This window comes from Halonotius aquaticus (assembly GCF_003605575.1).
GTDB classification, from domain to species: Archaea; Halobacteriota; Halobacteria; order Halobacteriales; family Haloferacaceae; genus Halonotius; species Halonotius aquaticus.
This window is the reverse complement of record NZ_QKNY01000014.1, coordinates 28,522-54,034: the sequence shown is the minus strand read 5'-3', so window position 1 is coordinate 54,034 and position 25,513 is coordinate 28,522. Positions and strand designations below refer to the sequence as shown.

The 25,513-nt window shown below is 62.4% G+C and carries 20 protein-coding genes; 10 read left to right on the top strand and 10 right to left on the bottom strand.

All coding sequences use genetic code 11. The annotated features are described in order from the left end of the window. From DM826_RS09510 to DM826_RS09490, 5 genes are all read right to left on the bottom strand, one after another. Window positions 1-803 (bottom strand): FGGY family carbohydrate kinase (locus DM826_RS09510; protein ID WP_267899975.1); only part of this gene is annotated, 803 nt, incomplete at its 3' end. 291 nt (window positions 804-1,094) lie between these two features. After that, window positions 1,095-2,672 carry a cryptochrome/photolyase family protein gene (locus DM826_RS09505; protein WP_120103157.1) on the bottom strand — a complete coding sequence of 526 codons (1,578 nt, stop codon included), beginning with the start codon at window positions 2,670-2,672 and terminating at the stop codon, window positions 1,095-1,097. Between the two features lie 107 nt (window positions 2,673-2,779). Beyond that, window positions 2,780-5,179, bottom strand: a complete 2,400-nt coding sequence (locus DM826_RS09500; RefSeq protein ID WP_165853294.1) for a GAF domain-containing protein — start codon at window positions 5,177-5,179, stop codon at window positions 2,780-2,782. Beyond that, window positions 5,166-6,032, bottom strand: coding sequence for a response regulator (locus tag DM826_RS09495; RefSeq protein WP_120103155.1), 867 nt, complete (start codon window positions 6,030-6,032; stop codon window positions 5,166-5,168). The genes DM826_RS09500 and DM826_RS09495 overlap by 14 nt, the downstream gene beginning before the upstream one ends. An 81-nt stretch (window positions 6,033-6,113) precedes the next feature. After that, entirely contained in the window at window positions 6,114-6,311 is a 198-nt protein-coding gene (locus DM826_RS09490; RefSeq protein ID WP_120103154.1) for a dodecin, read from the bottom strand. Window positions 6,312-6,435: 124 nt separating this feature from the next. On the opposite strand from DM826_RS09490, the gene DM826_RS09485 reads away from it, so the two are divergent. The 4 genes from DM826_RS09485 (at window position 6,436) to DM826_RS09470 (ending at window position 11,274) form a co-directional block, all read left to right on the top strand. After that, a complete protein-coding gene (locus tag DM826_RS09485) occupies window positions 6,436-7,092 on the top strand; it encodes a CheF family chemotaxis protein (protein ID WP_120103153.1) in 657 nt (218 codons plus the stop codon). A 145-nt stretch (window positions 7,093-7,237) separates the two neighbouring features. Next, window positions 7,238-8,371, top strand: coding sequence for a DUF5305 domain-containing protein (locus tag DM826_RS09480; RefSeq protein WP_120103152.1), 1,134 nt, complete (start codon window positions 7,238-7,240; stop codon window positions 8,369-8,371). 18 nt (window positions 8,372-8,389) lie between these two features. Next, a complete protein-coding gene (locus tag DM826_RS09475; protein ID WP_120103151.1) occupies window positions 8,390-10,615 on the top strand; it encodes a signal peptidase I in 2,226 nt (741 codons plus the stop codon). Between the two features lie 92 nt (window positions 10,616-10,707). Next, on the top strand, window positions 10,708-11,274 hold the full coding sequence (locus DM826_RS09470; RefSeq protein ID WP_120103150.1) for a DUF7344 domain-containing protein: 567 nt from the start codon (window positions 10,708-10,710) through the stop codon (window positions 11,272-11,274). 77 nt (window positions 11,275-11,351) lie between these two features. On the opposite strand, the gene DM826_RS09465 is transcribed toward DM826_RS09470, so the two are convergent. Together DM826_RS09465 and trmB are read right to left on the bottom strand one after the other, a co-directional pair. Beyond that, window positions 11,352-12,104, bottom strand: coding sequence for an ATPase domain-containing protein (locus tag DM826_RS09465; protein WP_120103149.1), 753 nt, complete (start codon window positions 12,102-12,104; stop codon window positions 11,352-11,354). A gap of 48 nt (window positions 12,105-12,152) precedes the next feature. Continuing rightward, window positions 12,153-13,202: an HTH-type sugar sensing transcriptional regulator TrmB gene (trmB, locus tag DM826_RS09460; protein ID WP_120103148.1), complete on the bottom strand. Its 1,050-nt coding sequence runs from the start codon at window positions 13,200-13,202 to the stop codon at window positions 12,153-12,155. Window positions 13,203-13,350: 148 nt separating this feature from the next. Between trmB and DM826_RS09455 the strand changes: the two genes are divergently transcribed. Continuing rightward, on the top strand, window positions 13,351-14,355 hold the full coding sequence (locus tag DM826_RS09455) for a mechanosensitive ion channel family protein (protein WP_120103147.1): 1,005 nt from the start codon (window positions 13,351-13,353) through the stop codon (window positions 14,353-14,355). Window positions 14,356-14,383: 28 nt separating this feature from the next. On the opposite strand, the gene DM826_RS09450 is transcribed toward DM826_RS09455, so the two are convergent. Then, window positions 14,384-16,102: a YcaO-like family protein gene (locus DM826_RS09450; protein ID WP_120103146.1), complete on the bottom strand. Its 1,719-nt coding sequence runs from the start codon at window positions 16,100-16,102 to the stop codon at window positions 14,384-14,386. Window positions 16,103-16,149: 47 nt separating this feature from the next. Beyond that, the gene (tbsP, locus tag DM826_RS09445; RefSeq protein WP_120103145.1) at window positions 16,150-16,965 is read right to left on the bottom strand and encodes a transcriptional regulator TbsP; all 816 of its coding nucleotides are present in this window, start codon (window positions 16,963-16,965) and stop codon (window positions 16,150-16,152) included. A 194-nt stretch (window positions 16,966-17,159) separates the two neighbouring features. On the opposite strand from tbsP, the gene glyA reads away from it, so the two are divergent. Both glyA and DM826_RS09435 read left to right on the top strand, forming a co-directional pair. Continuing rightward, on the top strand, window positions 17,160-18,407 hold the full coding sequence (gene glyA / locus DM826_RS09440; RefSeq protein ID WP_120103144.1) for a serine hydroxymethyltransferase: 1,248 nt from the start codon (window positions 17,160-17,162) through the stop codon (window positions 18,405-18,407). Between the two features lie 164 nt (window positions 18,408-18,571). Beyond that, window positions 18,572-18,958 (top strand): hypothetical protein, encoded by a 387-nt coding sequence (locus DM826_RS09435; RefSeq protein ID WP_120103143.1) that lies wholly within the window; start codon window positions 18,572-18,574, stop codon window positions 18,956-18,958. A 39-nt stretch (window positions 18,959-18,997) separates the two neighbouring features. On the opposite strand, the gene DM826_RS09430 is transcribed toward DM826_RS09435, so the two are convergent. Next, window positions 18,998-21,277: a hypothetical protein gene (locus DM826_RS09430; protein WP_120103142.1), complete on the bottom strand. Its 2,280-nt coding sequence runs from the start codon at window positions 21,275-21,277 to the stop codon at window positions 18,998-19,000. 129 nt (window positions 21,278-21,406) lie between these two features. Here DM826_RS09430 and DM826_RS09425 point away from each other — a divergent pair, with 129 nt between their 5' ends. The 3 genes from DM826_RS09425 (at window position 21,407) to DM826_RS09415 (ending at window position 25,501) form a co-directional block, all read left to right on the top strand. Continuing rightward, entirely contained in the window at window positions 21,407-22,093 is a 687-nt protein-coding gene (locus DM826_RS09425) for a pentapeptide repeat-containing protein (RefSeq protein ID WP_233735759.1), read from the top strand. A 96-nt stretch (window positions 22,094-22,189) separates the two neighbouring features. Continuing rightward, complete coding sequence (locus tag DM826_RS09420; protein WP_120103162.1) at window positions 22,190-23,602, top strand: DNA polymerase Y family protein; 1,413 nt, start codon at window positions 22,190-22,192, stop codon at window positions 23,600-23,602. A gap of 75 nt (window positions 23,603-23,677) precedes the next feature. After that, a complete protein-coding gene (locus DM826_RS09415; protein ID WP_120103141.1) occupies window positions 23,678-25,501 on the top strand; it encodes an ATP-binding protein in 1,824 nt (607 codons plus the stop codon). Window positions 25,502-25,513: the final 12 nt, after the last annotated feature.

The following is a 25,513-nucleotide window of genomic DNA, read 5'->3' as shown; positions in this document are numbered from 1 at the left end:
GCGTCGAAGCAGGTCTGGCCGAACAGCGCGGCCTGCTGGTCGCCGAGGGCACCCGCGACGGGCACTTCGGCACCGAGGAAGCCGTCGGCGTCCGTCGAACCGTAGGTTTCGTCGTCTGAGGACGGACGGACTTCGGGCAGGATCTCTCGGGGAACGTTGAACTCATCGAGGAGTTCGTCGTCCCATTCGAGCTCGTTGATGTCGTAGAGCATCGTGCGGGATGCGTTGGACACGTCGGTGATGTGGTTACCAGTAAGGTTGTAGATAACCCATGTGTCCGGGGTGCCCATCATGAGCTCGCCGTCTTCGGCGCGGTCGCGGACATCTTCCGGTCGCGATCGCTGGAGCTTGATCGGATCGGCGTTGTCGAGGATCCACTCGGCTTTCGTCGCCGAGAAGTACGCATCACATTCGAGACCCGTTTTCTCGCGGATCTCCTCTACTTTGCCGGCTTCCTGGATTTCTTCGACGCGGTCGGTGGTACGACGATCCTGCCAGACGAGTGCGTTGTGTACTGGTTTGCCGGTTTCGGCGTCCCAGATAATCGTGGTCTCGCGCTGGTTGGTGATCCCGATCGATTCGAGTTGCTCGGCATCGAGGCCTTCCTTGTCGAGGGCCTCGTTGATGACGAGCTTCGTGTTCTCCCAGATTTCCATCGGGTCGTGTTCGACCCAGCCGGGCTCCGGATAGATCTGTTCGTGTTTTTCGTAGGCTTGCGATACAACATTCCCGTCATGGTCGAATACCATGAAGCGGGTACCGGTCGTCCCTTGGTCGATTGACCCAACGTATGTGTCTGTCATAGATCTCACCTGGTAGTATGGCGGGCAGCATGGTGACAGTGAAGCCACTCGGCGTCGAGATGAGGTGTCACCGGGTGCGCCCGAGCCATACTGTCAGTACAGAAACCACCGGTATAAACATGATCATTTAGGATATATCATGTTTATATTTGTATGTTAATTTCTGCTGAAACTGAGAAAAGGATATTTATAATCATATATACATCCATTTTGAGCTCGCAAATGGTGCAAATAAATGCGTGTCCGATATGTTAGCCACATCGTATATGCCAAATATCACGTATCCGCTGGTTAGAGCCGCCCATCAACAGCCTTCGTTCGAAGCTCGGCAACGCGCTCGCGGATCGCCGCCATCTCGTCGGTTTCCTGTTTGTCGTCAACGTGACTATACATCAGCCCCATGCGGTGGTTGCTCCGAAGTTGTGCCTCGTTGCGATCAAGAAAGTCCCAGTACAACGCGTTGAACGGACAGGCGTTCTCGCCGGTCGTCTTCGTTTTATAATACTTGCAGTCACTACAGTAGTCCGACATTTTGTCGATGTAGTTGGCCGAGGAGACGTAGGGTTTCGTGGCGAAGACGCCGTGGCCGTACTGGCCCATCTCGATCACGTTCGGTGTTGTCACCCAATGGTAGGCATCGACGTAGGTCGCATGAAACCAGTCGTTGAGTTCGCTGGGTTCGACACCCCACAGCGTGGCGAAGTTGGCCAACACCATCAGCCGCTGGATGTGATGGGAGTAGCCGCGATCGTGAACCTCACTGATCGTCTGTGAGAGACATTCCATCTCGGTGTCGCCGTCCCAGTAGAATGCCGGCAGTGACGCAGTCGCATCGAGTTGGTTGGCTTCTGCGAGGGCTGGCATCGCATGCCGATAGACGTGCCGCATGAACTCCCGCCAGCCGAGTATCTGGCGAATACACCCCTCGACCGCATTGAGCGGGAGATCGCGAGACTCGTAGGCGTCAGTAATCGCGTCGATAACCTCCACCGGGTGCAACAGGCCGAGATTAATCGATGACCCGAGCAGCGAGTGGGCCATCGCCCAGTCGTCGGCCCGCATCGCATCCTGATACCGACCGAACTCGCCGAGTCGCTCGTCAATAAACTGCGTAAGGGCCTCACACGCCTGCTTTCGGGTCACGGGCCACGGGAAGGTGTCGACAGCGGTGTTCCCCCACGTTTCGAAGGTAGCGTCGACCCAGGCAGCCGTCTCGACCGTTTGCTCGTCGGGCGCAGCCGACGGCGTTGGCGGGGCTGTCCACGTCTCGTCGGGAAACTCACGGTTCTCGTCGTCGTAGTTCCATTCGCCGCCAACCGGCTGGTCGCCGTTCATCAACATCCCAGTCTCGCGGCGCAGCCACCGATACATCGGCTCATGTTTGAACGTCGGCGTTTCGTCGTCGGGATCGGCGTTAGCCCACTCATCGAAGGCTTGTCGGGTGCTGACAAACAGCTCGTTGTCAACGAATCGCACGTCGCCGTCGGCGGCCTCGATCAACTCCCGAAACCGGCGTTCGGAGCCGTAGCTGGGCGACCGCATCGCCACCAACCGTGCCTCTGGGTAGTCGTCGAAAAACGTCGCCAGCCCGTCGGCGAAGCTCTCAGCCGTGATGTAGATCACCTCGTAGCCGGCGTCGCGGAGTCGATCCCGAAAGTGTCGCATCGCGGCGAAAACAAGCGTCAGCTTGTGGTGGTGATACGGTTTCCGCGCCGCAAAGTCGTGGGCCTCGATCATGAGCACCGGCGACCCCTCGGGTGCTCGCGCAATCGGCCCGGATCGCGTGGTGAGCTGTGTCCCCAGCACCCACGGCACGTCGGTATCGCGAAGCGAGTACTCTGGCGGGTCGCCGACGATCGGCTGTTGCATACTTCTGGTAGTGGGCCCGCACACTTAGCCGTGTAGCCGTGATACCACCGAGTCGCTGCGACCGTTGGCTGCGATCGATTGGAATCAGTCCGGGTCGACCGTGTCGATTACGACGACGCTTTCTGGAGCGTGAGTGTAAACACGCTGCCCTCGGGCTCGTTGTCGGTGATCTCGATGTCGCCGTCGTAGATGTCGGTGAGGGTATCGACGAGATACAGCCCGATCCCCGAGCCAGGGCTTTCTAACCCGTGTTCCCCGCGGCCGAAGATCTCTTGGCGGCGATCCTCGGGGATGCCGGGGCCGTTGTCGGCAACGTGGATGACGACGCTGTCGCCGCGCTCCTCGCCGCTGATCGTCACCTCGGGTGTCGGTTTGTCGTTGTGCGTGATCGCGTTGGTGATCAGGTTTCGGAACACCGAGGAGAGCAGTTCCGTCGCCGCAACCTCAACCCCGGTCGGAAATCCATCATCGATTTGGATGTCAGCATCCTCGTAGGTGCGGCGGGCTTTCCGGCATTCGTCGGTCAACACCGCGGTGAGGTCAATCGGCTCCAGTGCGGGTTCGGCGTCACCGCCGATCACGTCAAGGAACTCACCAACTGTCTCGGTGATATCGGTGATGTGGGTCGCAGCCCGCAACACGGGCTGGAGGGAGTCGGCCGCCGACTCATCAAGCTGGTCGGCGAGGCTTTTGCCGTGGCCTAAGATCACCGCCACGTCGTTTTTGATATCGTGGCGAACAACCTGATTCAACAGCGCGAGTTCCTCGTTTGCGGCTTCGAGTTCGGCCTGTGTCTCCCGCAGCACCGCCTCGCGTTCGGCCTGATCGAGGGCGGCGGTGACCGTCGCTGCTAACACATCGATCAGCGTGCGATCGGTCTCCGAGAACGCATGCGCTGTCGTCGCACCGGTCACAAGGATCCCGTGGTCGCCAAGTGGCACCAACACTTCCGAGCCGAAGACCGTCTCGTCGTTGTGTAACGCCTCGGCATCGGTAAGGTCGTCGTATACACGGGTCTCATCGTCGGTGAATGCTTCCCACGCGACGGCGTCACCTTGGTGGAACGTCGGCTGGTCGTCGATCAACTCGGCGGCTGCCGCCGTTTGGGTCGCCGGCACGAGGGCCTCGCGGTCGTCATCGTACCACCAGATGCCGGTGAGCGGCAGGTCAAGTACCGCCGCTGCTCGCTCGGCTGTGACCTCGGCGATTGCGTCGCGAGATTCCGCGGCCATCAGCTGTCTGGCTGTTTCGTTGAGCGCGGTGAGTTTGGCCTCGAAGGCGTTGCTCGAAAGCTCGGAGCCAAGCCACTGAGCGGCGATCTGGGCGAAGGCGGTGTCGCCGTCGGTAAACCCCTCGCGTCGGCTGTCTCGGGCGGCAAAACAGAGCGTCCCGTACGGCGTGTCATCGACGACAACCGGCACGCCGAGATACGTCTGGAAGCCGTCGGTTCCATACGCTTCCATGTCGGCGTCCTCGCCATCCGGGCCGCTGGTGAATGTGACAGGTTCGCCGGCCTCAACGACGGGTTTACAGTAGGTTTCGTCAAGAGCGAAGCTATCGCCGGCGGTAATCGGCGCGTTATCGGGCACGGTGGCCTCCACCGCGTAGTCGCCACTGTCGATGCTGGCAAAGACGCCCATATCGACATCAAGATAGTCGACCCCGAGTGCTAACATCGACTCGACGGTTGCCTCGAAGGAGCGTTCCTCGTCGGTCGTGATCGCATGGAACCGTCGGAGGGCGTCGTTTCGGGCTTCGATCTGTCGCTCGTAGGCCATCCGGCTGCTCACGTCGCGGATCGACGCCAGCGTCGCCAACGCCGCCCCGTTGGGGCCGGTCAGCGTCGTGCTGAGCGTCTCGCCTTCGAAGGTCGTACCATCGGCCCGCTCGTAGGTGAGGACGTAGGGCTGATCGCTCGGTTGGGTGGCGTCGTCTTCGCCGATGGGCTCACCGTACAGCGTCGACACCGGCTGGCCGACTACCTCCTCGGTCGTATAGCCGAACAGCGATTCCGCGGTTGGGTTGAGATCCGTGATCCGGCGGTCGCCGTCGGCAACGATCAGGGCGTCTGCGGTCTGCTCGAACACCGCCTCAAAGAGCCGCTGTTTCCGCTGTAAATCGAGGTCATGGCCGTCCTGATCGGCAAGATCACGGAAGACCACGGTGAGCCCCGTGTCGCTGGGATGAGCCCGCACGGAGAACCATCGCGAAAGCGGCTCATAGTAGATATCGAAGCGGGTCGCCTCACCGGTCTCCATCGCGGTGCGAAACTCCTCGCCGACGAGGCCCTCGGCGGCTTCCGGAAACGCCTCCCACAGCGTTTGGCCGAGTAGTGTCTCTGGGTCTGACGCAAGCAGCTCGGCGGCGTGCTCGTTACAGAAGGTGAACCGCCAGTCTGTGTCGAGGGCGTACACGGCGTCGTCGATGCGATCGAGCACCGCGTCGATCGACGCATCATCGCCGAGCACGAAAGTGTCGTCAGGAGGCATCGTGCTATGAGTTCCCATTGGAGTCCGACCACTCGAAGCCATCGGTATCGGCGTCAGTTAGCTGGCGGCTCTCGTCGGGTGGGGTTGGTACGTCGTCCTCGTTCACGCCATCGGCATCCCCGTCTTCAGCTGCCTGAAGCGCTCTGACTGTCGACTGCCGGGCGAGATACGCCTGCAGTTGGCTATCGTACTCGCCCCGTTCGATCAGGTCGGCGACAACACTCTTGAACTCGGCTTCCGACACCGGCTTGGTCAGATACTCATCGAAATCGAGATCAAAGAGATCCTCGCCGGGTTCCTCGGCGGTGATCATCACAACTCGGGTGTCATACTCCTGTTCGCGGAGCCACGCCAACACCTCGTCGCCGGAACGCCCCGGCATCCGGCGATCGAGGACGAGCACGTCGACCTCGGGGCCGAGCTCCTCGATCGTCTCATCGCCATCATGGGCGGTGCGTACCGCATACTCCCCGGAGAGCCACGAGGTATGCATGGTCGCAACGCGTCGGTCGTCGTCGGCGACGACGATGATCCGCTCTTCCTCGGGGGCGGTATCGACCCAGTCGGCGAGCTGCCGACAGATCGCCTCCAACTCCGCGCCGCGATCGGTCAGCACGTAGGCGAACTCCGGTGGATGCTGGCCGATCTTGACCTGTTCGAGACTGTCGGTAGCCTCAAGGGTTGACAGCGTCTCACCAAGTAGTTCCTCGGTAATCTCGGGGAGTGCCGCGGCGAGTTCCTCAAATGTCATCCCGTCGCTGTCGGCCAACGCTCGGAGGACGACCGGTGGCCACGGCTCAGCAAGGAGGGCTGCGGCCTCACGGAAGGCTGTGGACGCACCGGCGTCGCCGAGTGGTCCGCTGTCGCTCATGGGTGTACCACGAACAGCGGGTGTAAAATCACTTTGGGGCGGGTGGTTGTCTATGCGGCTGTGCGTCGTCGCCACCAGCGACTATTCGAGTTCGAAGGCGACCTCGACTTCCGCCTGATACTCCTTGTCGTCGGCGGTGGCAAGTTCGACGCCCAACTCTTGGACTTCAACCCAATGGAGGTTCTCCAAGGTGTCGCGGGCGCGAGCGATGGCGTCGTCGACGGCTGCATCGAAGCTATCCGTGCTGGTGCCGATGAGTGTGACCTTTTTGTGTACCATTGCAACAGAACCTTTCACGCCGGTGACTAAAAAGCCACCCCAAACACCGACCTCACCCCAAGCGACTGCCCATCAACCGAGCGCAGACCGTACTGTTTTGCCCGACGGGTGGTGACCATCGGGCATGCGTCGACCCCCGGAGCCCCGCGGCGAGCAGACACGGCTGGTCGAGCAGTCGCCGTGGATCGTCAGCGAACCCGACGCCGACCCGCTGACCGATACCCCGGTTGGGGTCATCCATCCGGCCAAACGCGGCGGGCGGGTGCTTGATACGCCACCAGCAGCCGGTCGACTCACCATCAGTCGTCGCACCATTCGCGTCGAAAAGCTGGCCCGCATGGTCGGCACCCTCCGGATCAGGTTTACCGATATCATCGGTGTTGGTCGGAGCCACCGGACGATCAACGGTACGCGCGTCGAGACGGTCGGGGTTCGGCATCTCGATCCGCCGGCAACCGTCTACACAACCGAGTTTAGCGTCTGGGACGACCGAGAACACACACTCTTCACGCAGTTCCTCCGTCGATACTACCGCAAGCAGCGACGAACAATCGCGGCTGTCGACCTCTCTGCGGCACAACTCGAACTGCTTGTCACCCTGTATTCGGCTGTCGGCGATATCGACATCGAATCGATCCTCCAGAAATCGACCGCCGACATCACCGAGCTCTTTGGGCCGCTTCGCGAGGCCGGCCTGATCAGCGGTGGCGGGATCGGCAGCATGCTCACAGGCCGGGGCTACATGCTTGTTGGCGAGCGCATCGACGACGATACGCTGTAAGGGTTGTGTAGGCACTGCACTTATACCAGCCGGCGTGCTTTATGGCGATATGCAGCGACGCCAGCGATCGACACGCCCCCGCCGCTCGGAGCGACGGGTGTCCGATCGCTGTCGAATGAGAACGCCCGTGCGATGGGGTCAATAGATGGCAGAGATCGATCGCTCACTTCGCATCCGCTCGTTTCTCAACGAGTGGGCGACCGTGCTCATCATCATCCTGGTTCTTGCGGCTGCCGGCGTCGGCTGGTGGGCGTATCAGATCAATCTCGAACCCAGCGTCGAGACCGAACAGCGGCTGACCGAACAGTGGTCGGAGTCAACCGACTACAGCCACAGCGCGCCGATCACCAACGACAGCCTGCCGTTTGCCGCCGGGGACCGAGCAAGTAACCGACCACTCTACTACACCGCGCTCTCAAAGCAGTTGGAGGGTACCTATAGCTACGAGTACACCGCTGATAGCGGCAGCGTTGCCGTTACCACCGACACCTATCTGCTGATCCGCGGCGGCCGGATGGAAAACGGCAATATGACCGAGACCTACTGGGAACTCACCGAGCCATTGGCTGCCGACAGCGAGACGCTTTCGCCAGACGAAACCCACCGCGTCGACTTTACAGTCAACATCATCGAGGTGTTGCGAACGATCGGCACCGTCGAACAGCAGCTTGATGCGACTGAAGGCATCGTCGACGTGCGGGTGGTGTCGGTCTCGGAGCTGTCCGGCACTGTCGAAAGCGACAGCGTCGAGACGACCTACCGGAGCGAACTGCCGATCGTTGTCTCGCCGTCGACGTTCCGGGTTGCGGAGGCCGAGACCATCGATGAGACCCACGAGTCCTTCGAGACCGTTGAGGTCTTAGCGGAGCCCTCGCCGCTCCAGGCCTACGGCTCGATTATCGCCTTTGGGCTGGTCGTTATGCTGTTAGTTGTCATCGTCGGACTCCGGTACACCGGGTACACCGAACTGACCGACGAAGAAGAGGAGCTCCTTGAGATCGAACAGGCTCGCGAGCGGTTCTCCGAGTGGATCACCACCGGCGAGTTCCCCTCCGAGCGGGAGTACGAACAGACCGTCCTCGTCGACACCTTAGAGGGACTGGTGGATGTCGCGATCGACACCAACAAACGCGTCATCGAAGACGAGCAGTTGGGCGTCAGCACCGTGTTGGATGACACCTACATCTACATCTACATCCAGCCGGACTCCCCGGCCCGCGACTGGCTGGTGAGCTACGCGGATACGACCATCGACGAGTTCGATGAGTATGAGTTCTGATCCGACGGGTGTCCCTCGATGAAACCCTCAGAGTTCCTGCAGTACGTCGCCGGCGGGCTGTTGATCGGATTTATCCTCCTGTTGTTGGTGAGTCAACTCCTCGGCCAGCCGGCGATTGTCTTCGTCGAAACCGGAAGTATGGTGCCGACCCTCCAGCCAAACGACGGCTATCTCGCGGTGCCGGCGGTCATCGCGGATGATCCCGAGGTTGGCGATGTCATCCTCTTCGAGTCGCAGAATCTCGGCGGGGGTGAGCTGACGACCCACCGCGTCGTCGAGATCACCGACGAGGGGTATATCACCCAGGGGGATGCCAACCCGTTTACTGACCAGGATGGGGATGAACCCCCCGTCTCGGAAGGCCAGATCAAATCCGTCGCGTTGACCGTCGGCGATGGGATCGTCGTGATTCCGGGGCTTGGGGCCTCCGTCACCGCGGTGCGATCGGTCGGCACCACGATCCAAAACGTTGTTCTCGTTCCCTTGGGGCTCGATATCGAGGTGACAACGCTGTCAACGGTGGCGATGGTCGCCGGCCTCGTGTTATTTGTCTACGGGACGGTCACCGGCGCGACCGACAAACGACAGCGAAGCCGGACGCGGGGTGGCATCTTCGAAAACGCCATCATCGTGATCGCGGTGCTCACCTTGGTCGTTATCATCCCGCTCAATATATCGATGCTATTGCCCTCCGGTGTCTACCAGTATGAGATCCTGAGTTCGGAGGCTCCGACCGACAACCCACAGATCATCCCCGTCGGTGGTGAAAGCGAGGTGACCTACGCGATGCAGAACAGCGGCCACCTGCCGGTGATGGTCTTCTTGGAGGCCGCAAGCGACGGCGTTGAGCTCAGTGAATCCCAGATTTACGTCCCGAGACGCAGTACGGTAGAGACATCTATCACGATGCAGGCGCCCGATCAGACCGGAAGCTACCTGCGGTTTATCCGTGAGTACCGGTATCTGGTCGTCTTGCCACCGTCGTTGATCGCCAGTTTGCATGCGATCCATCCGATCGTCGCCATCGCAGGGATCAACCTCTTTGTCGGTGGCATCGTCGTCGGGGTGTTTGTGGCCACGGTGGGCACTGATCGGCTCCGGCTGCGCTCCAGAAAACGCGAACTCGAACTCGGCGAGGAGCTGCGGCGGATCATGCCCTCGTTCCTACTGCGGCATGTGGGCTCGCGCCCGCCCAGTCCACCCGGTGCGTCGCAGGACGCCGCAAAACGCGGGACAAACTGGCTGCGCTCCGATGACGTCACCGGCGGGCCAACGCCACAGCCACCTGAGCCAACCCAATCGACAGCAGAGTCGGCGACTGAGCCGACCACGTCGTCGGCTGCCGACGGCCCGCGATCAACGCTCACCGATTCGGAACTGGTCGCCGTCAACAACACGCTTGATGCGCCACCCGAGGCGGTCGGCCTTGACGCCGAGTCGTGGTCGCTGCCGCTGTTGCAGCGGTACCTGTTCGAGGAATACGGGATCGACTACCCGCGCGATGAGTGTAAGCGACTCCTGCGCCGGGCCGGTCATCTATCAGCGGACGCAGAGGTCGATGAGCCACCAGACAACGAGGGTGAGGCCGATGCTGCTGACTCGGCTGACGCCGATGATCCTGTCGTCGACCCAGAACTGCAGTCGGCGTTCGAATCCGCCTTCGAAACCAAACCATTGCGCGATCCCGAGGACGGCGAGAGCGACGGTGAGATCGACGACAACTTCGATGTCGACGACGAGGATACCCCCGACGATGTCGACGACTGGGATCCGACCGCGGAGCCAGTCGCCGAGGAGACACTGTGGGATCCGGAAGCTGCTGCGTCGTCGACTCCCGATTCTGTTGATGCTGATGCCGACACTGCTGATGCTGTCGACGAAAAAGTCGATCACGACGCCACAGTTGACGATTGGGATGCTGTTGGCGACGACGTGGATAGCGACAACTGGGATGCTGACGGCGTTGACGGGAACGACGACAGCGACGACTGGGGAGAGGGTGGCGACGATCTCACCGCCCACGACGACTTCATGTCGCTGGGCGCCGGCGACGGCCTTACCGACGAACAGTATATGACGGTGGTCACTGCGCTCAATGACGCACCGTCAGCCGTCGATGTCGACGCCGAGACGTGGACGCCGGCGGCGTTACAGACGTATCTGGCCGACACCTACGATGTTGCGTACCCCCGAGAGCGGTGTGTCGAGTTGTTGCGATCGGCTGGCCACGATGTCGAGGAGTAACACGGGGGTGTCCACCGTCGTATGCATATAGTATCGTTAAGTAGCTCCAGTTTGTCGCTCTTGAATAGAGCCGTTGTGTCGGCTACAGTCCGATGAGTTCGATCATTTCCCCCGACGCCCGCGAAAGTAAAAACACCCTCTTCAGCGTGTTGAGCAGTCACCGCCGCCGGTATGTGCTGTATGCCTGCAATCAAGCCGACGGCGAGACAACGCTGTCGGATGTCGCCGAACAGGTCGCCGCCTGGGAGTACGACAAGCCGATCGCCGAGATCACCTCAACCGAGCGAAAGCGCGTCTACACCTCGATCCAACAGCATCACCTCTCAAAGCTGGAAGACGCCGGGCTGATCACCGTCGACGGCGACCGACTGGCCTCGACCGAGAAAGCCCAGAACCTCGATGTCTATCTCGAAGTTGTCCCCGAGGAAACGGTGCCGTGGTCGGTGTACTACCTTGGGTTGAGTATCCTCGGTGGTGTCGTTCTCGGCTTCAGCTATCTTGGTTGGTTGCCCGAGGGTATTTCGATGGGCGTTGTGGCCGCGGTGGTGTTGGCGGCGTATCTGATCTCGTCGCTCGTTCATTTCAGCCAGTCAGAGCGCGTCAGCCTAGGCGACCCCGACGAAGAGCTGCTCTCTGCGGATGGCGATGAGCCGTCGTGATCGGTCACGTGCTCGCTTCCCGACACCTGTATAACACACGCTGATTCCATAGCGACCCCCGATCGCTTCGGCGTGGCTTACCGGCTTACGACACTGCGATTTTCGATGACAATCCCGGTGCCGGGCCTGATCGAAAAGGCGATGTGGTCGTCGACCTGTTGGCCCATGCCGGCGAAGCGACGCACGTTGATCCACCGATACTGCCGGCCGCCGGAGTTGTCGACCGTGATATCGAGCAGCACGTCAGCCACCGCTCGGAGTGGTTCCAGCGTTTCACGCGGCAGCCCACTTGGCGACAGCAACAGGACGATCGTTGTGCCTGTCGCCATGATCCGCCGGAAAAATGAGAGGATCCGCTGGACAGCCCGACGGTAGCCATCCTTGGCCGCAAGCGACTCAACGGTTGGATCATACAGGAGGATATCGCTGAACGTATCGAAGATAACGACATCGCTCGTCCACAGCCGTTGGGCAGCTTGCAGCCGTGAGAGCAGTTCTGGCTGGTCGTCCTTCGTGGAGCCGTTGAGATCACCGTACAGATACAACAGATCCCGCCGAAGCAGCGATTTCTGAACCGTATACGACAGCGATCGCATCTGGCTGAGAAAGCGCCCAAACTCGCGTTCGGTTGAGAGATACGTGACCGTATGGGACTGTTCACAGAGGCCGTAAGCAAACCGGCCAGCCAGGGTGCTTTTGCCGGAGCCATGGCGTCCCTCAACCGCAACGAGACTGCCCGTCGGCAGCCCGCCACCGAAGGCGCGGTTTACCTGATCCCGGCCAGCCAGCCCGAGTGAGTAGATATGTTGCAGCTGCGGGGTCACGACCATACCCGCCGATTTGCCGTGAACGCATATAACCACCGGGGCCCGACGTGGCTACACTTCGGGTGGTGATTCCCGACCGATGTGGATTGCCTGCCCCTCGATCGACTCAAAGGCGGCGACAAGCCCGCCGACCCGGATCTCGTCGTCGCCGGTGTCGACGAGCAAGGAGGCAACCGATTCGTTTTCGCGGAACTCGATGTCCTCGACAGCCCCACTGATCACAACCGGCTCACCGGTTTGGGTATCTCGTCCCTCGACGGTCGCATAGAAGTCTCCCCCGAGGTCGCGGATATCCTTGACCGCCCGGCGGATCGAAGCGTATCGCCGCGGAAACGCCCGCTCGGTCGGCGTCGTCGACAGCGTTTCGGCGGTCGTCCACAGAACGGTCTCGAAAAAGCCCGAGACCAGAAAGCCAAGCGCGGAGCGACTGAAGATCACGCCGTAGCGATCCCGATCATCGCGGAGAGCATCCTGGGTCGCATAGATCGAATCCGTGCCGTCGGCAACCGCCAACACCGGTGTCGTGATCCCTTCGCGGGCCCGAACGGTCGTTGCGACCGTCTGATAATCAAAGTCCGTCGGATCAGGGGCCTCACGGGCGGGCGTCACCAGGAGTTCGATACTGACGCCCCTATCGATCTGGGCTCGCAGAGTCTCCTCGAATTCTGTCACCAGCGACGGCGTCAGCGACAGTGTAAGTTCGTACTCGGCACTTTCGATGATCTCGGTGAGATAGCGAATGATTGTCGCCCGCGATTTGACCAACGACACCGCCTCGGTGTCTCGGGCCGGCGCGGTGTACCGGGCGGTGAGTTCGTCGACAAGTTCGGTAAACGACGACTGGAGGTCGCCGAAGGCCGTTTCGGGATCGATGGCGACGACCTGCATCGGCCGTGACTCCCGTAGTTCAACGAGGGAGCGATCCGAGAGGCTGCGCACCGTATCGTAGACCCGGGGTTGGGGGATGTCGGTACGGTCGGCGATCTCGCTGGCGGTGAGTTCCCCGTGTTCGAGGACGGCGAGGTAGGCGTCGATCTCATACTCGCCGAGATTGAACCGCTCGCCGACGTGTTCCAGCGTCATCCGGAGGTCGTCTGCCATACCGGCCTCTGACCGCCCGTGTGTATGAAATTTACTCTTTGCTGAGTTGCATCCTATTTCGGAACACAGTACCTCAGGTTGGCGGCGTCGGCCGCCAGCGAGATCGCGGAGGACAAGTCTTTTTCCCGCCGACGAAGAGGTGGAGTCAATGACGACCACCCAGCCGGCGGGAGCCACGGAGGCCGCAGCCGCCGAGGTGGCCACGGCGTTGCTGCCAGCGTGGCTGCAGTTCCCTGGCCACCGGATTGTCGCCGCGCTGCTCGTTGTCGCCCTTGGCGTCTCGCTGTCAAAGCTGCTCGTGAGCCTCCTAGGGCGGCCGATCGCCCGTCGGTTCGAACGCCAGAGCGTCGCCCAGATCGTCTTAGGCGCCGTTCGCGCCACCACGATCGCCCTCACGCTCATCGTCGCCGGCTCGCTTGTCGGCCTCCAGATCGGCAACATCGTCCTGTCGGTGACCGTCTTCTCGGCGGTCGTCGGTATCATCCTCGCGCCGATCGTCGGCAACGTGCTCAACGGGATCTTTGTGTTGGCCGACCAACCCTTCGAGATCGGTGATATGATCGAACTTGACGACGGCACTCGCGGCTTCGTCGACGACATTACGATCCGATATACGAAGATCTTCACCCTCGACAACACGTTTCTGGTCATTCCAAACGGCAATGTCCGCGACCGGGATGTGACCAACTACTCCGCAGAGGACGAACGCACCCGACTCTCGCTTGACGTGTTGGTTACCTACGAGTCCGATATTCCGGAGGCCCGCCGCCAGATGGAGTTGGCCGCCCGCGACACCGACGACGTCATCAACGGTGGCCCGGATATCCGGGTCGGCAGCGCGCGGTACCCCGCAACCCCCGGCTGTTTTATCGCTGATTTCGCCGACAACGGCGTGTTGCTTCGGTTGCGCTACTGGGTAACGAAACCCTACAAGATCGCCACCGTCGAATCCGCGGTTCGCACCGCGATCCGCCAGCGGTTCATCGACGCCGAGGCCACCCTTGAGATGGCCTACCCCCACCGGCAACTCGTCTTTGATGATCGCTCACGGCCTGCGCCGGGTGAGCTCCACTCAGAAGAGCCACCAGCAGCCGAGCCGGCTAGCCCGGTCGACGACAACGTTGCTGCGGATTCACCGTCCGACGACAGCTAATCCGGGATTGACGACCGCGTTCGCCCGCCTACGGATAGGGATGGTACGACCGATCCAGCCGCGGTTCGAAGCCCATTGATTCGGGCACCGAACGGGCGCGCTCCCCGAAATACGGCTCTCCGGTAAACAGCGGCTGGGCTTCTGGTACTACGGCCCGAACCGCCTCGAACCCAAGGGCGTCGACATCGCGGGTCGTCAGCCGCGCGGCATAAGCGCCCAGATCAACTGCCGACAGCCGGTCACAAACAGCCCTCAATTCAGCCGCACCGGTCACCGCCGGCTCGCCAATCCTCTCGGCTGGAATCTGACTGTCGGGGGCAACAAACGACTCGGCGGCCGCCGGCAGCTCCGCGTACTCGGCGATTGCGCCGCCCTGATCGGCGGCCATCTCGGGGCCCATCGTCCGGAGTTCCATCCAGTTCTGGAGGGCTTCAGCGAGGGCCGACCGCGCGGCGAAAACCGGAGCGAGGTTGGCTCCCGAGCCAACGGCAAACTGGGGCCACTCACCGTCGCGGTGGACGGCGGCGGCCACGACCGGCACATCGATATCCTGTGTGACAAGTAGCAGGGTGACAGTCAGCGACTCAGCCCGTGCTCGCTTGGTCAACTCGTCGACAACGTCGTCGTCGACCGTCAGCCCCAGCGGCTCGAACGTCGAGTACCACGCGAGCATCGTCGCGTCGCGTTCGATCACCTCATACAACCCCGCGAGCACCGCCTCGACCGGCGAGTTTCCGAGGCCGAGCCCGGTCGTGATCGCCGGACGGTATCGCTGCGTGGGCGGCGGAAACCAGACAAACTCCGCCGGCAGCGACACCCCTTCGCCGTCCGGGAGGGATCGCCCTTCGATCCAATCGATCCGGTGGTCTGGTTCTGGATGGTCGAACCCTTCAGGGCGCACAAACCGACGCGGCGAAATTGGGGCAGCCAGCGTTCGTTCCGATCCACGGGTCGCCGCCCGCGTTCGATACACGCCAGCACTGTATCGCTCAAGTGCCTCACCGATCGCCTTCATGTAGGCCCGATCCCAGTCAGGGTCGACCCCGGCAGCGAAGTCGGCGGCCGCTGTGTCACTGAAGCCCGTGGTGTCGGCGATATCGGCGATGTAGTAGGGCACCGGAAACGACTCGCGTTCGCCGACGCTTGTGACGAGGCCGACCCGCTCGTCGACGGCGCGCTCGGCTCGCGTCAACGCGTCGTCGACGTCGACGCTACGATGAGTCAGCGGGAGCGACCGCGAAGGCCCCTCCTCGCTCCCACAGTCACAGTCCGGCACCGACAGCAGGTGTCGCTCAGGGCCTGGAAGCTCTCTGATTGTGCCGGCGGTGGTCTCGCCAGCCAGCAGCGAGATGAGCCGGTTGCCGGCGATAGCTCCGGCCAGCCGCACCATACTGCGATCGCCGTGTGGACTCTCACCGGATGCGTCCTCGTGGGCACCAACCCGGTGGGTCAGACAGCGATAACAGGCTGTATCAGGGCCAAATGTCGTCACCGCCGCGTCGATATCGTCGATCGGGTAGCCGCCGAGGCCACCGATCTCGACGGCGACCCAGCGGTCGAAGTGATCGGTTGCCGCCGGAAACACTTCTGCGCCAGCCGGGGCGACGACCGCCCCGGTTGCGGGCAGTGATGTGGGATCGTCGCTGAGAGTTGCCGGCTCGATTTGGCGGACAGTGCCGTCGATATCCTCGGCGGCGGCCGCGATGGCGTCAACAGCGGGGCCGCGACCGCAGACCGCGAGTTCCATACGTCGGCCATGCCGGCACAATGCAAAAACGGGTCGACTCCGGCCGCTTAGGTGAGTATCTCTGTGGCGACGGCAGCGAGGGTGTCTGTCGGGGCCTCCCGCAGTCGGTCGTCGCCGAGTTGGAGGCGGAGCCGCGGCCGCCCGACGTCGATCGGTACCTTCTCTGTGGTGATGACGCCGGACTCCTCCAGTCGGCTCTTGGTTCGTGAGAAGGTGGCCTTGCTGGCGATGCCGACATCCTCACCCCACTTTGAGATGTCATACAGCAGCACCTCGTTTTTCGCGGCGATGAGCAGTGAGATCGTCACCTCATCGAGGCCATCGCCGTCGCCGCGAGCCGTCTCAAGGGAGGCCAGCAGCTGATCGAAATCCTCGCGGATGGCCGCGCCGATCTCCTCGGCCAGTGTGGCTCGGATCTGTGAGATCGCGGGGGTTCGCAGTCGGAAGGGATCGGCTGCTGCCCATCGGTCGGCGATGGTATCCCGGGTTGTTTCGACGAACTCGCTGTCGTCGGTACGGAGCCCGGCGACCTGTTCGCCGGCGGCGACGACGGCTGTGACCGCCTCGTCGGTGAGAATCAGCGAGTTCGCCGTCGGCGCGTCGAGTGTCCGCACCGCAAGAGCATCGTCGGCGATTAGATCCGCGGTGCGGCTGGCGACCAGAAAGTCCTCGAATGTGGTTTTGAGTGCGTCCTCGGCGGCCAACAGCCGCAGTCGGGGAAGTGAGTCGGCGTCGCTGGCAACATCGACGACCGCCGCAATCGTCTCGGGGGTTGGATCGATGAGCCAACAGTCGTTGCTCGCCGCGGTCAGTGTCGTTGTAAGCAGCTCTCGGCGGTCTGCTGTATGTGTGTTCGACGCCATCTTGTTGAGTGAATTAGGGGCGAAGCGACACTTAATATTATCGACGAGCGGAGCGTTCATTACTTGATTTTTGGCTAAATTAAGCGACTGGCAGCACTAATAAATCTCTGTTGTCGGCCTTGCTGCTGCCCCGATCAACTGGTGGGCTGACCGTGTACAGACACACTTATTGGCCTGAGCGGCCCCCTTTCAGTATGGACTACGAGCAGGTTCGTGCGGTCGATTCGGCGGTCGCAGACGCCCTTGCCGGCGAGGATACGCGCCAGGAAGAGACGTTGGCGATGATCGCCAGCGAGAACCACGTCAGCAAGGCAGTACTTGAGGCACAGGGCAGCGCGCTGACCAACAAGTACGCCGAGGGGTATCCGGGCAAACGCTACTACGCCGGCTGTGAGTACGCCGACGAGGTCGAACAACTCGCAATCGACCGCGCCAAAGAGCTCTGGGGGGCCGAACACGTCAACGTCCAGCCGCACTCGGGCACCCAGGCCAATCAAGCCGTCTACTTTGCGACCCTCGACCCGGGCGACAAAATCCTCTCCTTGGATCTGACACACGGCGGCCACCTCAGCCATGGCCACCCCGCAAACTTCGTCGGCCAGTTCTACGAGGTCGAACAGTACGAGGTCGATCCCGAAACCGGCTATCTCGACTACGATGGGCTCGCCGAGATGGCCGATGAGTTCGATCCTGATATGATCGTTTCGGGGTACTCTGCTTATCCGCGTGAGGTTGAGTGGGAGCGAATTCAGGACGTTGCCGACGACGTGGGTGCCTACCATCTTGCTGATATCGCTCACATCACCGGCCTTGTCGCCGCCGGCGTCCACCAGTCACCGGTCGGTGTCACCGACTTCGTGACGGGCTCGACCCACAAAACGATCCGTGCCGGTCGCGGCGGCATCGTGATGACCAGCGAAGAACACGCCGACGACATCGACAACGCGGTCTTCCCCGGCGGACAGGGCGGCCCGCTCATGCACAACATCGCCGGCAAGGCCGTCGGCTTCAAGGAAGCCCTCCAGCCAGACTTTGAGGAGTACGCCCAACAGGTCGTCGACAACGCCGACGTGCTGGCTGAGACGTTTGCCGACCACGGCTTCGAGGTCGTCTCCGGCGGCACCGACACCCACCTCGTGCTTGTTGATCTCCGCGAATCACACCCTGATCTGCCGGGCGGCGAAGCCGAAGACGCGCTCGCTGAGGCTGGGATCGTGCTTAACGCCAACACCGTGCCGGGCGAGACACGCTCGCCGTTCAACCCCAGCGGCATCCGGGCTGGGACGCCCGGCCTGACGACCCGCGGGTTCGATGAAGAAGCGACCGCCGAGGTCGGTGAGTTGATCTACCGCGTCGTCGACAACCACGACGACCAGCGCGTCATCGACGAGGTCAGCGAGCGGATCGACGAACTCTGTGCGGCCTATCCGCTGTACGAGTAACCTGACCGACGCTGTCCACCCCTGGCGTCTGACGTGCGTCTGACGGGTTCTTATTACTGAGCCACTATTTTACTCGACGTGTCTTCCAGCGTGCACCTGTCGGCCAGCCCATGGGGGAGTCGGGCGGCGACACCGCGTCTTGGCACGCTGATCACGTCGCAGCTATGAGTTCCACATCCTGTTCCACCGGCGACCGCTCGCTCGGCGATTCATCGCCGCCACCTGAGGAGGTACCGCTCTCGGCAACCGATGAGGCATCGCCATCACAGTCGACGCCGGCATCACACGCTCAGGCTGACGGCACTGCCGATCACGCCGGTGGGTTCGAGTTTGATCTCGATCTCGAACACCACGATCCGGTCGTCCGGCTCACCGAGGCCTACGAGCGTGGCGACCTCACAGCCTCCCTGTTAGAACGAGCAGAAGTCGAGGCCCTCCAAACGTTTGTCGTTCGCGCCGAAACCGAGGCCTTTGACGTGCGATCAAATCCCGATCTTGAGGCCGCCGTCCGGATCGCTCGCTCGATTATTCACGAGCGACACCGAGGATAACGGCGCACGAGAACTGCTGAAAACTGTGTTTCTGAGCGATTATGAGTCGCCGCCGGTGTCGCCGCCCAGCAGCGTCGATTGGAGCTTCTTCCGCCACTGTGAAAGATCGTCGAGTTCGCCTTCGATATCACTGATGCGCTCGCCGACATCGCCCTCCTCGGAGAGTCGGTCTTCGAGCGTCGCCACGTCGCTGCCGATGGACTCGATCTCCGCGGACAGCGAAGAGAGTTCCTCGGCGTGTTCATCGAGTGTTGCCGCCAACTCCGCCCGGTGATCGTCGGACGCCTCGAAGCCTGCGTCGACCTCCTCGCTGAGGTCGCTCAGTGAGTCGGCGACACCGTCGACCTCCGCTGACACATCGGCGATGTCGGCCTCATTGTCTGCGGTTGTCTCCTCTAGGGCGTCGATCGTCTCGTCGTGGGCGTCTGTCGTCTCATCGAGGTCGGCAATCGACTCGCCGTGGTTGTCGGTTGTCTCCTCTAAGGCGTCGATCGCTGCGTCGTGAGCGTCGGTTGTCTCGTCGAGTCCCTCGATCTCCTCGGCGTGGGCGTCAAGCTCGTCCGACAGATTGGTCTCGACGGTATCGATCTCCTCGTCGATCGCATCGACCCGATCCTGTACCGCATCGATCCCGCCGCGGTGGGTTTCGAGCGTGGATTCGATGCTGTCGGTGGTTTTGTTATTGCTCCACAGCTCGTCTTCAAGTTCGTTGACGTCGTTTTTGAGTTCGGTCAACGCCGTCTCATGCGAGCGCGTCTCCGACTGGAGGGCTTCGACATCGGCCTGCATCGAAGCGAGCTCTTCGCGGGTGGATTCGATGATCTCGCTGCCCGTGCCGTTCTCGCTGAGGAACTCCTCTAAGGCCGAGGTGTAGGCCTGGAGCTTGCTCAACTCGGTTTCCAGCCGCCGGATGCGGGCCTCGTATTGGCCGCTGCCGACGGAGGCCTTCTCGACGGTTTCCTTGATCCCGTTGATGCTGTCGAGGAGTTCCTGCCCGATCGCTGACTCGGCGCGTTCGGCTGCCGCGACGACATCGGCCTCGTCGCTGTCGGACAGTGCAGGCTCCTCATCAGCTGTTGAAGCCGGCACCTCGGCGGGCTCCTCCTCGCCGTCCGATTCGTCGGCGGCTGCGTCGTCAGCCGGCTCTTCGGCCGTGTCCTCATCGGGCGACGCCTCGTCGTGGGTTGCTGTCGACTCCTCGGTCTCAGTTGCGGCCGCGTCGGCCTCGCTCGGCTCCTCGGCAGGGTCAGCTTCGTCGTCCGGGGACTGTGCGTCGTCGGTGGTGTCGGCTGTGTCGTCGGTCATAGATTGGGTAGTTGCGGTGGTGTCTTCGGCTGGCGATACGTCGTCGGTCGTCGAATCGGCCTGCTCGGCCGTCGAAGCCTTGTCAGTCTGCGCCTCGGGTGGCAGTTCGACGGCGGCCTCGTATCGATCGCGGGTGTCTCTGACGAAGGCGACCCGGGTGTCGGTTTGCGAGGCGACCTCGGCGTTTGACAGCTCCGGGTTGTTGAGCACGACGCGAAGCACGTCGGCTTCGGCCTCGTCGATCAGCGCGTCGTCGGGATGCAACGGCTCGGCATCGGTCGCTAACTCGACAGTGTCGTCGGTGAGCGACGCCGACTCCTCGGTAACGTCGGCCGCTGTCTCGGCGTCAGTTTCCTCATCACGATCGACTTCATCGTCGATACCGTCTGTCTCGTCGTCGGTGTCGACTGTTTCGTCGTCGGTATCAACCGTCTCGTCGTCGGTATCGACCGCCGCGTCGTTGACAGCGGTCGTTTCGTCGTCGACAGTGGTCGCCTCGCCATCGGCGTCCACCTTGATATCGGCGTCGTCATCAGCAGCTCCCTCGACATCGTCATCACCAGTTTCCTCGTCGTCGACATCGACGCTGGGCTGCGGGGTACCATCGTCGTCGACGTCGCTCGATGCGTCAGTCGCAGCTGCCGTCGCCGCAACTGTCTCGTCGTCGACGTCGGCGGCACCGTCTGGGTCGGTGATCTCGATCTCGGGTTCCTGCATCCACTCGCTGAGGTTCGATTTCAACGCCCCCTCGTAGGTGTAGGCGGTCCGAACCCCGTCGCTGTCGATCCGGGTGCTGAAGACGAGCTGGTCGTCTTCGATCGTCCACGCCCGGTCGTCGTCGGCTCTGGAGGCGACGCGGTTGGCATCGGCGGCAGCCGGGATCGGCTCCCGGATGGTGACAGTCTTCGGCCCCGGCGACCACAACCGGATGTAGTACTCGATGCCGGCCGGGCCGTCGTCGAAGTCCTTGTACGACTTCGTTACCGTGATATCGTCTTTGTTTATCGGCTCCATCGCTCTGTCATTACCATTCGCTACCGAACGAGTGTACTTAGTAGTATACCTTACCCGAGACTCACACCCCATGGCGTCGCATAGCCGTCGATCAGCGGGCTTTATTCGGAGCGCCGTCGTGGGGGTGGTATGGATGGGGTGCCAGCGGAGCGATGTGGCTACGCGTGGCCGCGGGACTGCGACCGCGTGGCAGTCGCTACCGGACGGCCGATCCACCAGTCGTGTTGCTTCCGGCCCACGCTGGCCGACGCCGATCGCTGTCTCTGGCATGCTGATCGAACACCGAAGGCAGCGACCGCGCTGGCCGAGGCCTGCCCGTCGCCGGCGATGCGTGCGCAGCACCGCACCGTCGCCCACCTGCTTGATGGTGCGATCCTGCGGGACTGCCAGCTCGGGACGGCGGTGCCACTAGCGAATACCGCGCTCATCGGGGCCGACCTCACCCGTGCCGATCTGACCGGGGCCACGTTGACGAACGCCGACCTCGGCGGGGCCCTGTTGGGCGAGGCAACACTCCGAGGGGCGGATCTCCACAATGCTGGGCTCAGTCGAGCTGACTGCCGTGGGGCTGATCTCAGGAATACCGATCTGACCGATTCCCTGCTGTGGCAGACAAATTTGGCGGGGGCTGACCTCTCCGGGGCGGATCTGACCGATGCCTTCCTCTGGGGGGCTGATCTGACCGATGCCTTCCTCTGGGGGGCTGATCTGACCGACGCCGATCTCACCGATGCGGTGCTCGTCGACGCCAACATCGAGGATGCCGATCTCACCGGCACGACCCTCACGCAGGCGACGCTGTGGGCCAGCCAGTGACCGCCCGCCGTCACGCTCTTGCTGGTGGCTGTCGAATCACTCGATAGCAGTGGCTACGACGGGACTGAACGCAGACCAAACGGGGACGCTTTCGCCATGACGTTCGACGCCTTCACCGACGCCGACAGCGACGACGGCGACGCGCGGATCATCCTCCATGTCGATATGGACTGCTTTTATGCGTCGTGTGAACGGCTTCGTGAGCCCGAGCTCCGTGGCGAGCCCCTCGTCGTCGGGATGGGCTATGCGGCTGGCGAACCCCATGGCGCGGTCGCTACCGCGAGCTATGAGGCCCGCGACCACGGGATCGAGAGTGCCCAACCGATCAGTCAGGCCCTTGAGTCGCTCCCGCGGGCTGCCGAGACCGACGCGGAGCCAGCCGGCCACTACCGCCCTGTCGACCTCGATTTCTACGAGGAAGTCGCTAGCGACGTGAAGGAGATTCTGCATGACTGCGCCGACGTTGTCCGTGAGGTCAGCATCGACGAAGCGTATCTCGATGTGACCGACCGCACGAGTTGGGGCCTCGTCGACGACGCGGACGGCGATGCCGATAGCGACGACAGTGGCGCCGACGACACCCGGACGATCGCGGAGGGGTACGCCCGCCATGTCAAACAGCGGATCAGCCGCGAGGTCGGCGTGCCAGCCAGCGTCGGCGTCGCCCCAAACATGGCGACCGCGAAGGTTGCCAGCGATCATGACAAGCCTGACGGGCTGACTGTCGTCCGGCCCGCTGAGGTGGCAGCCTTTCTCGGGCCGCTGCCGGTGGCTGCGATCCACGGCGTCGGGCCGGTGACCGAGCGCGAACTCGCCGAGATGGGCATCGAGACCGCCGGCGACCTCGCGGCGGCCGATCCGACCGTCCTTGTTGACCGCTTTGGTGAGCGCGGCCGAGAACTTGTCGCTCGCGCCCGTGGCGACGACGACCGCGAAGTGACACCAACCGGTCGCCCGAAAAGTCTCTCCAGAGAGTCGGCGTTCACTGAGGCGACAGAGGAGTCTGAGGCCAAACGCGAGCGTGTCAGTGCGCTTGCGGCCGATGTCGCCGCCCGTGCCCGGAGCCGCGACGCGATGTACCAGACCGTCGGGATCAAGGTCGTCACCCCGCCGTTCGATGTCAACACGCGTGCCTCCTCGCTGTCCGGGCCGGTTGACGACCCCGATCTTGTCGAAGCGATCTCCCTTGAGTTACTCGAGGAGTTTGCGGATACACCGGTTCGCAAACTCGGCGTTCGGGTTTCGAATCTCAGCTTCGCCGCGGGTGAGCAGGCCAGACTTGATGGCTTCGACGCCGCAAGCCTCGCCGCTGGTGAGTCTGCTGACGACGCCGCCGATATCGACGCCGACAGCGACTGGGCGAATCCCGCCCCTGTTGAGCACGCTGTCGACACCGACGCCCAACTCACTGACTGGGTTGACGACGAGAGCGACGGTGGGGGCACTGATGACGCACCACGACCGACCACGAACGACGACGGGCAGTCCTCGCTCGGATCGTTCGACTAACGTCGGACAGTCGGCTGACACCACCGACACAACCGACAACAGGAACTATGTGGGCTCACACGGACAAATAGGTAAATGAGCAGCGAGGAAACCATCACGGTCGCGGACGTGAGTGCTGGCCCCGGCGGCACCGACGCCATCGCCCCCGGGACAGCCGTCGAGTTGCCGGTCGTCGATCTCCTCACGGGTCGCGGCTTCATCACAGGCAAAAGCGGCAGCGGGAAATCAAACACAGCCTCGGTGATGCTGGAAAATCTCCTTGATAACAACTTCCCTGTCCTCATCGTCGACAGCGATGGGGAGTACTACGGCCTCAAGGAGGCCTACGAGATCCTCCATGTCGGGGCCGACGAGGAATGCGATATCCAGGTCACCGCCGATCACGCCGAGAAGATCGCCTCCTTGGCTCTCGAAGAGAACATCCCGATCATCCTTGACGTATCGGGGTATCTCGACGACGAGGACGCCAACGAACTGCTCTTACAGACCGCTCGCCACCTCTTTGCGAAAGAAAAGAAGCTGAAAAAGCCCTTCCTCTTGGTCATCGAGGAGTGCCACGAGTACATCCCCGAACAGGGCGGGATGGGCGAAGCTGGCAAGATGCTGATCAAGATCGGCAAACGCGGCCGGAAACACGGCCTCGGGATCGTCGGCATTAGCCAACGTCCGGCCGATGTGAAGAAGGACTTCATCACGCAGTGTGATTGGCTCGTCTGGCACCGACTCACTTGGCGCAATGACACCAAAGTCGTCGGGCGTATTCTTGGCTCGGAGTACGCCGACGCCGTCGAGGAGTTGGCTGACGGCGAGGGGTTCCTTGTCGCCGACTGGTCAGACGATATCCGCCGGGTGCAGTTCCACCGCAAGGAAACCTTCGACGCCGGGGCAACGCCCGGGCTTGAGGATATCGAACAGCCGGAGCTCAAATCCGTCAGCGACGATCTGGTCTCTGAACTCACCGAGATCTCCGACGAAAAGGCCCGCCGCGAAAGCGAGTTGGCTGACCTCCGTCAGAAACTCGATAAAAAAGACGCCCGAATCAAGGAACTAGAACGCGAACTTGAGGAAGCCCGCGATCTGAGCCGGATGGCCGACCAGTTTGCCCAAGCGATGTTGCAGCGATCCGAAGCCGCCTACCGCGGCCCAGATGACCCCACCGATATGGCCGCTGACTCGGAGGCTGACACAGCCCCCACCGACAGCACGACGACTGACACCGAGACAAGCGGGGCTGAGATGACGGCCGACGGCGTCTTCGGCGATGATCTCACGCCGGCTGATTTCGCCAACGCGGTCGCCGAAGCCGCAGAAGACGACGCCACGGCGGCTGAGGCCATCGCCAACGAGGCGACCAGTGACGACGACAGCACGGACGAGACAGCATACGACGGCTCGGCCCCGATCGATCCCCAGCCGGTCGATCCCTCGGAGGTAACTGGCCCCGAGGAAACCACAGGGTCGCCCGGTGGGAGCGCGCCCACGTCGACGCGGTTCGGTACCGTCACCCGCAGCGACATCGCCGAGGAGGCCATGGAGTTCGTCGAGGCAGTCGAACACGGCACCCGCGAGGCGGTCGTCACAGAACTCAAAGACCGCATCGCCGACCTGCCGCTGCGGTCGGTTGGGATGTTAGAACATTACCGCGAGGGTGAGGAAAGCGACCCCGTCTCAGCGCATATCGCGGCCGGCGGCGACGACGACCACCAACTCGCCTACAGCCGTAACCGGCCGCTCCGACAGTCACAGCTGATTCGCCACGTTGGTGAAGGCCGCTACCGGTACGCGATCCCGGAACTCATCCGGGAGGCCTACGCCGATACGCTTACCGACAGCGAGCTGGCGACGATGGTACAGTCAGTCGAAGCCAGCTTTCTCGATGACGTGTCCGAGCCAGAATAAGCCGGGCGTCGC